The 11965-nt window shown below is 45.9% G+C and carries 11 protein-coding genes and 1 riboswitch; of the genes, 1 reads left to right on the top strand and 10 read right to left on the bottom strand.

What is annotated here, in order from left to right; all coding sequences use genetic code 11:
* Positions 1–54: 54 nt before the first annotated feature.
* The 10 genes from GT575_RS10785 to GT575_RS10830 all read right to left on the bottom strand — a co-directional run bounded on the left by GT575_RS10785 (position 55) and on the right by GT575_RS10830 (position 10317).
* Complete coding sequence (locus GT575_RS10785) at positions 55–633, bottom strand: hypothetical protein (protein ID WP_022215816.1); 579 nt, start codon at positions 631–633, stop codon at positions 55–57.
* A gap of 103 nt (positions 634–736) precedes the next feature.
* Positions 737–1717 carry a biotin synthase BioB gene (gene bioB, locus GT575_RS10790; protein WP_117874602.1) on the bottom strand — a complete coding sequence of 327 codons (981 nt, stop codon included), beginning with the start codon at positions 1715–1717 and terminating at the stop codon, positions 737–739.
* Between the two features lie 251 nt (positions 1718–1968).
* Positions 1969–2907 (bottom strand): transketolase family protein, encoded by a 939-nt coding sequence (locus GT575_RS10795; protein WP_015533848.1) that lies wholly within the window; start codon positions 2905–2907, stop codon positions 1969–1971.
* On the bottom strand, positions 2904–3731 hold the full coding sequence (locus GT575_RS10800) for a transketolase (protein WP_004850272.1): 828 nt from the start codon (positions 3729–3731) through the stop codon (positions 2904–2906). The genes GT575_RS10795 and GT575_RS10800 overlap by 4 nt, the downstream gene beginning before the upstream one ends.
* Positions 3732–3947: 216 nt before the next feature.
* Positions 3948–4796 carry a YdcF family protein gene (locus GT575_RS10805; protein ID WP_161171990.1) on the bottom strand — a complete coding sequence of 283 codons (849 nt, stop codon included), beginning with the start codon at positions 4794–4796 and terminating at the stop codon, positions 3948–3950.
* Positions 4797–6149, bottom strand: coding sequence for an MATE family efflux transporter (locus GT575_RS10810; RefSeq protein ID WP_022215819.1), 1353 nt, complete (start codon positions 6147–6149; stop codon positions 4797–4799).
* 222 nt (positions 6150–6371) lie between these two features.
* Positions 6372–7682 (bottom strand): phosphomethylpyrimidine synthase ThiC, encoded by a 1311-nt coding sequence (gene thiC / locus GT575_RS10815; RefSeq protein WP_055273694.1) that lies wholly within the window; start codon positions 7680–7682, stop codon positions 6372–6374.
* A 414-nt stretch (positions 7683–8096) separates the two neighbouring features.
* Positions 8097–8205: riboswitch (TPP riboswitch) on the bottom strand.
* Positions 8206–8288: 83 nt separating this feature from the next.
* Entirely contained in the window at positions 8289–8798 is a 510-nt protein-coding gene (locus GT575_RS10820) for a GNAT family N-acetyltransferase (RefSeq protein WP_161171991.1), read from the bottom strand.
* A 221-nt stretch (positions 8799–9019) separates the two neighbouring features.
* A complete protein-coding gene (pnuC, locus tag GT575_RS10825) occupies positions 9020–9709 on the bottom strand; it encodes a nicotinamide riboside transporter PnuC (protein ID WP_161171992.1) in 690 nt (229 codons plus the stop codon).
* Positions 9710–9858: 149 nt separating this feature from the next.
* Positions 9859–10317, bottom strand: coding sequence for a GNAT family N-acetyltransferase (locus GT575_RS10830; protein ID WP_161171993.1), 459 nt, complete (start codon positions 10315–10317; stop codon positions 9859–9861).
* Positions 10318–10612: 295 nt separating this feature from the next.
* On the opposite strand from GT575_RS10830, the gene GT575_RS10835 reads away from it, so the two are divergent.
* Positions 10613–11923, top strand: coding sequence for an MATE family efflux transporter (locus tag GT575_RS10835; protein WP_161171994.1), 1311 nt, complete (start codon positions 10613–10615; stop codon positions 11921–11923).
* Positions 11924–11965 lie beyond the last annotated feature (42 nt).

Raw genomic sequence — 11965 nt, forward strand, 5'->3', positions numbered from 1 at the left:
ATCAGGTATGACGCCTATTTTGTATCTATCATAATGATCGTCTGTTAGCGGAAACTATTTCACAACCTTGAATGAAGCCTTTACATAGCCATCTGCATAAAGCACAAGCTCTCTGCCATTGCTGCCCCACATGAGCTCTTCCTCTGCGTATGAAGGCTCTACAAACTTAACATCAAGTCTCTTCAGGTCCTCGTGTGCACATGCTGCTGTGCGGAGGAGCAACATTCCCTGAACTACAGGATGGTCTGTGAGGTGGATCTTATTCTCGTCTCCTGTCTCCTTGCTGAATGCATAAACCTCTTCCTTTGTAAATGTGTGGAATGGCTTCTCGTCCTCATAATCCGTCTTCTCCACTCTCTTGATCTCCTTCTCCTTGTCTGATGCCTTTACGAGTGTGATGGTCATCTTCTCAACAGGAGTCTCTTCTCCCTCTACCTTTCCAAGGATAGAGAGTATGTACATGAATGCGTTCTCCTTAACATCACCATACTCATATGTAATGCTGTCGGCAGCCTCTGCCTTCTCTCTGTCTACTGTGTAGGATATCTTGCCTATGAATGCGCCCTGATATGTGGATGCATCCATGTCTGTCATCTTTGTTCCAAGTCCCATGATCCTGTCATAAATCTTCATATACTTCTCCTTCTAAAACTTATTCTGCATGTTATATTCTCTTATTTGCGTGCAGTTAATCCTTCTCATCCAATTGCCTTGCGCACGGAGCACCTACTAATGTCTATGAATGTTTTCTGTCCGTGACAAATCCGTTTCTTCTTATCATGTCAAAGTCAAGGTCAAATGATGTGCCATCGGTGGTCAGGAAGTCACCGCTTATGACCGCATTTGCCCCGGCTGCAAGTGCAGCCTCGCCGTTGTCCTCATATCTTCCTCTTCCAGCCGCAAGCCTTATCATGACTTGGGGCATGACAAATCTGTATACTGCTATCGTTCTGACGTACTCCTCCTCAGTGAGAGGTGTCTTGTCATAGAATGGCGTCCCCTCCCTCGGATTGAGGAGGTTCATCGGAACCGAATCCACGCCAAGCTCTCTAAGTTCAAATGCAAGCGCCACCCTGTCCTCAAGTGTCTCGCCCATGCCGAACAGACTGCCACTGCACACCATGAGTCCCGCAGCCTTTGCAGCGCGTATTGTCGCCTTCTTCTGTTCCTGGGTGTGACTGGTGCACACCTCCGGAAAATATGCAGGTGATGTCTCAAGGTTATTGTGTATCATTGTAAGTCCCGCACCCTTAAGCTTCGTAAAGTCCTCCTGATCCAGCAGGCCAAATGACGCGCATATGTTGATATCCACATTGTCGTGTATATCCTTGACCGTTTTCTCAGCAAGCTCAACCTCCCGCTTTGAAAGTCTCCTGCCCTCAGCCACAAGGCAGTACCTGAAGCTTCCCTTGTCATAGTCAATCGATGCACCCTCAGTAACCGCTTCATTACCAAGCAGATTTATCTCTGGTATATCCTTCTTCGCTATCCTGGACTGTGCACAGTATCTACAGTTCTCTGTGCATCTGCCCTCCTTCACGCTTATGACCGAACACACATCGCACCGGTCTCCGCAGAAATACTCTCTTATCTCATTTGCTGAAGCCGCCAGTATATCCAGATCCTCATGTGCAAGCTTTAGAGCCTCATCATATGTGATCTCCGCTCCACCATTCAGCACGCGGTTCTTAAGCTCCTCTACATACTCTCTGCCCATATGATTCCTACCTCTTTTCTGTAAAGTTCCCAGTTTCATCTGGTCTTCAGCCCTTGTGTATGTAAATCACAGAATCTGCCGGATGTCTGCAGTGTCTACCGCCCATCTGACAGTTCATATGTATATATGGAAAGAGCCTGCCACCGGCAGGCTCCCCCATCTGTATATAACTCTCTATATCTTTCACAGATATTTAGTATCAGCTATTTATCTTGTGTTCTCTGTTATGTCTCCAAATGATCACATTAGGATTACAGCGCAGCCTTGATCTGCTTGTAGATACCCTCGGCATCAAGCTCATACTTGTGAAGCAGTTCCTTTGCAGGGCCTGACTCACCAAATGTATCTCTCACACCGATCCTTGTCAGCTTTGTAGGACACTTCTCAGCAAGCACCTCTGCAACAGCACTTCCGAGACCACCTATGATGGAGTGCTCCTCAACTGTGAACACTCTTCCTGTCTTCTGAGCTGTCTCAGCGATGATATCCTCATCGATAGGCTTGATAGTGTGGATGTTGATGAGTTCAGCATCTATACCGTCAGCAGCGAGCATATCCACAGCCTTCACAGCCTCAGATACACAAAGTCCTGTAGCTATGATAGATATGTCCTTGCCGTCCTTGAGCTTAACCCCTTTGCCGATCTCAAACTTGTATGTGCTCTCATCATTGAGTACTGGAACTGCCAGTCTTCCAAATCTGAGATATACAGGTCCAACATACTCGTATGCAGCCTTGACTGCTGCTCTTGCCTCTACATCATCACATGGGTTAATGACAACCATGCCTGGTATCTCTCTCATGAGTGCGATATCCTCACAGCACTGATGTGTTGCTCCATCCTCACCTACTGAGATTCCTGCGTGGGTTGCACCGATCTTCACATTCAGATGTGGGTAGCCGATGGTATTTCTCACCTGCTCAAATGCACGTCCTGCAGCGAACATTGCAAATGAACTCATAAATGGAACATATCCGCATGTTGACATTCCGGCAGCTATTCCTGCCATGTTCGCCTCCGCGATGCCACAGTCAACGTGTCGCTCAGGATAAGCTTTCTTAAAAATAACTGTCTTGGTTGCCTCTGCAAGGTCTGCATCTAAAACAACAAGATCATCATGCTCCTTTGCGATCTCTACTAAGGCATTGCCATAGCTCTCTCTGGTTGCGATTGCTTTATTCTCTATCATAATGCTGCAGCCTCCTTCTCAAGTTCTTCCATGGCGATCTTATACTCTTCTTCATTCGGAGCCTTTCCATGCCAGCCGGCCTTGTCCTCCATGAATGATACACCCTTGCCCTTGATCGTGTGGGCGATGATCGCTGTAGGCTCACCCTTGTGGGACTTTGCCTCAGCAAATGCCCTGTCGATCTCGTCAAAGTCATTGCCATTGATATTGATAACATGGAAGTTGAATGCCTTGAACTTCTCATCTATAGGATATGGTGAACATACATCCTCAACCGTTCCGTCAATCTGAAGATTGTTGTTATCTACTATAACGCACAGATTGTCAAGCTTTCTATGTCCTGCGAACATAGCTGCCTCCCATATCTGTCCCTCTTGGATCTCTCCATCACCGCAGAGACAGTATGTTCTGTAATCCTTGCCCTGCATCTTGGCTGCAAGTGCCATACCCACTGCAACTGAAAGTCCCTGTCCCAGTGATCCTGATGACATATCCACTCCTGGAGTGTGCTTCTTGTCAGGATGTCCCTGAAGGTAAGATCCAACATGTCTGAGTGTCTTTAAGTCTTCTATTGGGAAAAAGCCTTTTAACGCAAGTGCTGCGTAGTAGCCCGGAGCTGTGTGTCCCTTTGAGAGCACGAATCTGTCACGATTCTCGTCCTCAGGATTCTTAGGATCCACATTCATCTCCTCGAAATAAAGATAAGTAAACAGGTCTGCTGCTGATAATGAGCCGCCTGGATGTCCGCTCTTTGCATTGTATACACCTGTAACAATGCCCTTGCGAACTTCTACAGCTTTTTTCTGAAGTTCTAATTTGTTCATCTCATTCTCCTTTTAACTGGATACTGTATTTGTATCATACAGAGTCATTATAACATAATTTCTTCTATTTAGAAGTACGTTTTTACATGCATTTTTCAAGAAATATTACAAGGTTTTTTCAAGGTTATCTGTGCATTTCGACCAAATATACCTGCATGGGTGTCCGGCGGATCATTGTATTCACTTTGTCCGCCTCGCAGCGCACCTGTCCACGCATCAGCCACTGATCCACTCATACAGTATGCCTGCCATCTCCCTGACATAGTATGTCGGAAGCAGCCACCATGCAGTGCTTCCGGCTATGGAGCCCGTCTCTATGCCCTGTTTGTCCGCTATACGCTTTGCCCTGTACTCGTGGAATTCATTTGTCACTATATTCATCTTGTCCGGCAGTCCGTTCTGTCTGATGATCTCAGCCGAAAACTTTATGTTCTCCCTTGTGGACGTAGACTTGTCTTCCATATATATTCTCTCCGGAGCAATTCCGTGCTCTGTAAGGTATTCATACATGCACTGAGCTTCCGACATGCTCTCATCTGCGCCCTGTCCACCGGACACAACGCATACGGCCTCCGGGTTCTCCTCAAGATAATCCTGTGCTGCTATAAGTCTCTCCCTCAGCATAAGGCTTGGTCCACCGCCTCTAACTGCGCATCCGAGCACTACGACTGTGGCATCCTGTTTAGGCTTTACATGAGCCGCATAGACCATGTGATACGTGATGACCACAACAAGGGCAAGAGCAATGGTTACAAGCGCAAGCACGATACTTAAGCATATCTTTCCTGCTTTTTTATCCCAAAGCTTTCTGACAGATTTGTCTATCTTTGCCCTGAATACTCCATACAATGTGAGAAGTGCAAACACGCCTGTTCCCAGCAGGGTTCCTATATTCACATGACAGCCTCTAAGCACCGGATATATGAACATCAGCATTCCCAGCACGCCTATTATACAGAATATAACTCTCCATATATGATATCCCCGTGTACGCACCGCCACACCATCTTTGTTTATTTCTTTACTCATATCTTCATGGCTCTTCTGAGTCATTTTATCTGTCATCTATTCTATCCTCCCTGTTTTTTCTCTTTTCAGCTTCTTAATACCATTCACACAGAATAACAGTGACATGACTGTTGCTATAGTCCAACCTATCGGCCAGGCCAGCCATATTCCTGTGGCGGAGCCTATAACTCTTGACAGCACTATCGCCAGCACCACTCTGAGTATCAGATCCGTAAACGTAGATGTCATGAACCTGCCCATCATGCCTGTTCCCCTTAGTATTCCATCAGCTACAAGTTTTGCCGATACTACAAAGTAGAACGGCGCCAGTATCCTGAGATACGTGACTCCCGTGTCAAGGGCAAGTCCTGTCCTGTTCTCCATAAATGGATACATGCCATAACGGCCAAAGAAGAAGTACAAAACCGCAAATGGTATGCATAGTCCCCATATGAGTTTTATTCCAGCTTTAAGTCCCTGTCCTATCCTGTCGATCTTACCCGCGCCAAGATTCTGTGCGGTATAGTTGGATATTCCATTTCCAAGTGTTGTAAATGACGTTATGACGAGATTGTTGAGCTTTACAGCCGCCGCATAGCCCGCTATGACAGAGGCTCCAAATCCATTGATGACGCTCTGAATAATTATATTTCCAACTGAGATAAAGCTCTGCTGAAGTATGCTCGGTATGGCTATGACTGCTATCTTGCCCAGCATGCTTCCCGAAAATACACGGACCTTCCCCTCAGTGCGAACTGCTGTCAGGCGTCTGAACACAACTATTATCGCAAGTACAGCGCTCACGCCCTGACAGATGAATGTAGCCCACGCAACTCCATTTACCCCCATCTCAAATGTCTTTACAAACAGTATATCAACGGCTATATTGGACACCGATGAGATGGCAAGGAATATGAACGGTGTTCTCGAGTCGCCCAGCGCAGAGAATATTCCTGTCGCTATGTTGTAGAAGAACAAAAATGGCACGCCCAATATGTATATGTTCAGATAAGTAAGCGAATCTCTCATCAGCTCATCCGGGGTATCAATAAGTGCCAGCAGTCTCTCTCCAAGCAGGAATCCAACCAGCATGAGAACCGCCACAAGTACCGCGCTTGCTATGAGAGTAGTCCAGACCGCAGTCTTCATCTCGCTGTATTTCTTTGCCCCGAACAGCTGGGATACTATGACCGAACAGCCTATATTGCATCCAAATGCAAATGCTATGAAAATAAGTGTTATCTCATAGCTGTTGCCGACCGCCGCCAGAGCATTTTCTCCTATGAACTGCCCCGCCACAAAGCTGTCCGCTATGTTATAGAGCTGCTGAAATATCACACTTCCGAAAAGTGGCAGGCAGAATCTCCATAACACTGATTCTGGCCTTCCCACAGTAAGATCTTTGTTCACTTTTTTCCCTTCTTTTCTATAATTTACTCCTGTTTTCGGTTTTATTCTAAACTCGTTCACCCGGCATTACAATAGGCAAAATAGTAAACATCTTCGGCTGAACACCCGTTTTTTGTACTTATTCCCATATATTTTCTATCATGTTATGCATATAAAAACGACAGTACATGCCGAGATGGACATATACTGCCGAATCTTTTTATATTTTAAGTTTCTTGGTAATTACAGTATATCTATGTATTCCCCTGACAACGCCTTGTTCATTGATCTGACAGCACAGAACTTGCCGCACATACTGCACGTGTCGCTGTACTCGTCATCAGGCTTTCTGCTGTCCCTGATCTCCTTTGCGGTCTCAGGATCTATGGCACATGCAAACTGTGTATCCCAGTCGAGGACACGTCTCGCATCCGCCATCTTGTCATCTATATCCCTCGCTCCAGGTATCCCCTTTGCTATATCTGCCGCATGGGCTGCTATCTTGGAGGCTACGATTCCCTGCTTAACATCGTCTACATTTGGCAGGGCAAGGTGCTCTGCTGGTGTTACGTAACAGAGGAATGCTGCGCCGTTCATGGCTGCGACCGCTCCGCCTATGGCACTTGTGATGTGATCGTATCCCGGTGCTATATCTGTGACAAGAGGTCCAAGTACGTAGAATGGTGCGCCCATACAGAGTGTCTTCTGAACTTCCATGTTGGCTGCAATCTGATTGAGTGGCACATGACCAGGGCCCTCAACCATAACCTGTACATTATGATCCCACGCGCGCTTTGTCAGCTCTCCAAGTCTGACAAGCTCCTCTATCTGACATACATCCGTTGCGTCCGCAAGACATCCCGGACGACATGCATCTCCAAGTGATACCGTCACATCGTATTCCTCGCATATATCAAGGATCTGGTCAAAATACTCGTAGAACGGATTCTCATTGCCTGTCATGGTCATCCATGCAAATACAAGACTGCCGCCACGGCTGACTATATTCATCTTTCTCTTATGTTTCTTGATCTGTTCGATTGTCTTTCTTGTTATTCCGCAGTGGAGAGTCACAAAATCAACTCCATCCTCCGCATGAAGACGTACCACATCGATGAAATCCTGTGCTGTCAGTGTCGCAAGGTCTCTCTGATAGTGTATAACGCTGTCATATACCGGCACAGTTCCTATCATAGCCGGACACTCTGAAGTGAGCTTCTGTCTGAACGGCTGTGTATTGCCGTGGCTTGACAGATCCATGATCGCCTCTGCTCCCATCTCGACAGCACTCATAACCTTCTGCATCTCGATACCATAATCCTTGCAGTCTCTTGACACGCCAAGATTGACATTGATCTTGGTCCTCAGCATGCTTCCAACTCCCTCTGGGTTTAAGCATGTGTGCTTCTTGTTGGCAGGTATCGCTACCTTGCCCTCTCCTACCAGTTTCATCAGCGCCTCAGTGGACATATGCTCTTTCTCGGCAACTTTCTCGATCTCAGGAGTTACTATGCCTTTTCTTGCTGCGTCCATCTGTGTTGTGTAATTTCTCATCTGTTCCTCCAATCTGATCCGGCTTTATAAATCTGTTCCAGATCTAATATTTGTTTCTCTTACACTTTTATAGTGGCGGAAGGTGGTGCCCCCAATCAGCCACTTAAGGAATATCCCACTCATGTAGATTATTCCTTATAAAGGAGCAGACGCATGAAAGGCGCTTACGCGCGGCGTCTGCGTAATATGTCGTCAAGCACCGCTTGATGACCTGCGCGCACATCAGTGCGCTTCCACTCTTCACAAGGGATCCTCCCACTTACGTGGGCCCCTCCTTATAAAGGAGCAGACGCATGAAAGGCGCTTACGCGCGGCGTCTGCGTACTTCACAAGGAATCCTCCCACTTACGTGGGCCCCTCCTTATGAAAATAAAAAGAGACACAGGAATGCGTCTCTTCTTTCTTACATCATTATGTATGTATCAAACGTATCCCTACGGCGGCATTATCCGCATCAGGTTGTGGGTCGAAGCGTTCAGCCTCCTCTCAGCCGGCTAACTCGCCAGCTCCCCCTATACTACCCAATTCTCTGACAACAAGTATACCGCTGTCAGATCGTAACATCAACATATTTTTCTGTGATGTTACACCGTATGCTGCAACTCATTACTGATCTGCATCTTTTCTAAGGTCATAATAGTGCGGAATGATGTCCTCATAATGTCCGTCAGGCATTCTAAAGCCTCCCGGGATAACGCCCAGCGGAGTAAAACCAATCCTTTTATACAGATGGAGTGCATGTACATTTGATGCTACTACGGCATTGAACTGGAGCACTCCAAAGCCTTTCTTCTTTGCCATGGAGATACAGTCAAGCACAAGCTTTTCTCCTATGTGCTCACCGCGGATATCGCGTCTCACGGCATAGCTGGCGTTACATATATGTCCGCATCTTCCCACGTTGTTCGGATGAAGTATGTAGAGTCCTACCACCTCACCACTCTCTGCGTTCTCGGCGATACCGGTATATGTCTGCTCTTTGAAAAATGCATCTCCTGATTCCGGTGTCAGGACTTCCTCCTGTGGAAATGCCACACCATCATCCACAACCTGGTTCCAGATCTCTGATGCTGACTTTGCATCTGCTGCCATGTACTCTCTTATGTTTATATTCATCTATGCGTCCTCCTATTATGATAAGATTTCACTTATGTTCTATTTATTATTATATCGTTCTGTCTGGCAGCGCACTATGTATACATCAAAACAGTGTATATTGCCGATATTCAGCAATAATAATCAGATTATGGTGCTGACAGTTATGGGCATATAGCTGTCAGCACTTTAAACATTGTACTACTGTCTATTTATGTTGCAAATTGCACCTCCTTTATCTGCTACATATCCACAGCCTGCCTCACTTCTCTCTTTTTCCAGCTCACAAATCCATACATGTCGTTCACAAAGAATATGACGAAGTTTACAACTACAGGAATATATGACGGATTCTCAAAAGATGCGAGAACCCATAATACTATGAGTACTACATCATTTGCTGCATATCCCACCGCATAGTATGACGATCTCAGCATGGTGAGCGCAGCCGCCAGGAAACTTGTGACTATGGATATTGTGCTGAATACTATATTCGGCGTGTCAAGTATCATGAGTATATAGTAGAATACAACCGTTACAAGCACTGTGCTGACAGTGAGCCATATCACATGTCTTCTTGTCAGTTTCTGTATGGCTACCTCACTGCTGTTGCCCTCTGATGGATTCTTGAACCACGTTATGACTGACCACACCGCCATGGGCATAGTCATACCGAGGTAGGTTATCATCTCACCCCAGTAGCGGAACCTGAAAGATATGATACCGTATAATATGCTGAATACCACCATCAATATCTGCGCCCACACATTTCCTTTTGCAGCAAATATAAGCGATGTCACACCTATGAGTGCCGCCGCCAGTGTGAGGATATCCAGATCTGTAGCGAGAAGATTTGACGCCAGCACTATAATGAGGGAACACAGCCAGATAAGCCATTCCCGCTTAGTCAGTTCTTTTATTGGATTGTTCATGATGTCTTTACTCCTTCTGCTCCACTGGGGTATCTTTAAACCTTCTAATACTGCGTCTTTTTTCTATGCTATCTCTTACTTCCATAGCTATGTCTGCCTCCGTCTGTCTCCGTAAATATATGTATGTAAACTGTCTATTATCCAAAGCATCATAATTGCTGTATATCTATAACCATGCACTCCTCAGATGCCTTAAATCCCATTGATTCGTACAGCGGTCTTCCGCTTTCCGTGGCATCAAGACTTATCTCCGTGGCACCATGTACACGCGCATCCTCTATAAGCATATTCACAAGCTGCCTGGCGATTCCTCTCCTCCGATAGTCCTTTTCTGTATATACATTCATGAGATGTGCTCTCTTTCCAGAAGTATGAGAAAATGTTGGCATAATTTCAATATAAGACATACTGGCACACGCCACACATCTTCCGTCATCGACAGCTACAACTGTTGTCTGATCACCCTCAAGAAAATATCTCCTGCTGTTTGTCACCAATTTATCGTCAAATATATAATCAACTGGAAGATCATTGACTATCCTAAGCATGGACAATCTGACATTCATCAACATATCTATATCGCTCGCGTCCGCTATCCTATATTCCATAATATCCCCCTAATCAGTCCTTGACATTTGCTAACCTCCTGTTATAATAACACAAGTCGGACGGTATGTTGAATATTAATATACCTTGCAAGGTGTTCTGCAGATGCAGGATTCCCGGATGGAACATGAATTGCGATAAAAATATATCAGAATTTTCATGAGCCAGATAAGATACTTTATCTTATCTGGCTCTTTTTTTATGCGGCTGGCAGGTTAATTTGTCCCCGCGATCATGTGCCTTTCCGATTTTCAATGATTTTCAATTATAAACTATTTTTTTTAAGGAGATTTACAAATGAACCTGTTAAAAGACGATCTGAAAAAGCTTTACTTCAAATTCCTCATTCCTTCCCTTGGAAGTGCCATGGTCATGTCCATATACACCCTGACTGATGCCATCGTCATCGGAAAAGGTGTTGGAGCTGATGCCCTGGCCGCTCTGAGCATCACAACGCCCCTGCTGTGCATACTTATGTCAACCGGGATTCTCTTTGGCGTGGGTGGCTCAGTACAGATGAGCGTGCACAGAGGAAGTGGCAACACAATGAAATCTAACCGTTACTTCACCGTGTCATTCATGATGATCGCGGCAATCACCGCACTGCTGTGGATACTGTACGGAGCATGCATGCCATCACTGCTGAGGCTCATGGGTGCAAATGCCACTCTATACCCATATGCCATGTCATACATGCACTATATAAACATGTTCCTGCCGGTTGCAGTATTTTCCAACTTCATAGCTATATTTGTGAGGGCTGACAATGACCCGAACCGCGCCATGGCAGGCGTCCTGCTGGGTGGAGTGTTCAATATCGTGATGGACATTGTACTGGTATTCCCACTGAAGCAGGGAATCGGCGGAGCCGCACTTGCCTCTGTAATCGGTATGCTGATCCAGGTACTTGTCGCCTCATCACATTTCCTCAGCAAGAAGAATGAGCTGCGTTTCATAATGCCACACAGGATCCTGAACAGCATGAAGAATATCGTGACAGCCGGTATCCCGAGCTTTTTCAATGAATTTGCAAATGGATTTATAGTGCTGCTGTTTAACATACAGATATTGAAGTACTGCGGCGAGAATGCCCTGTCCATATACAGCGTCATCTCAAACTGCGTCATCCTGTTCAATTCTCTGTTCACAGGAGTTGGTCAGTCTGTGCAGCCTGTGATCTCGACCAACTATGGAGCAAATAACATAGGCAGAATAAACACCATGATCAGAATGGCTTACACAACCATCCTGATCATGGGTGCGCTGTTCTCACTTCTTGGAATACTTTTTCCAAGGGTGCTCTGCAGTGTGTTTATAGATATGAATGAAGGTCTTGGTGTCATTGCCGATCTTGGTGTCAGAGCGTACTTCTTTGCATTTGTGCCATTTGGGATCAACCTGATGACCTCCTACTATCTCCAGGCCATACTGAAATCCGGGCAGTCTCTGTGTATATCACTGCTCCGAAACATCATACTCAGCAGCGTGTGTATACTGACGTTTCCTGTTTTGACCGGTGGCAATAGCTTGTGGTTTGCTGCACCTGTGACCGAGGCTGTGACACTTACTGTCAGTCTGGTATTTCTGGCGTGGGAATCCCAAAGGTAGGGTAGCCATTACATGTGTATTCAAATTAGGCGATACGAGATA

The sequence above is a fragment of the Coprococcus sp. BIOML-A2 genome (assembly GCF_009875795.1).
Lineage (GTDB): Bacteria > Bacillota > Clostridia > Lachnospirales > Lachnospiraceae > Coprococcus > Coprococcus aceti.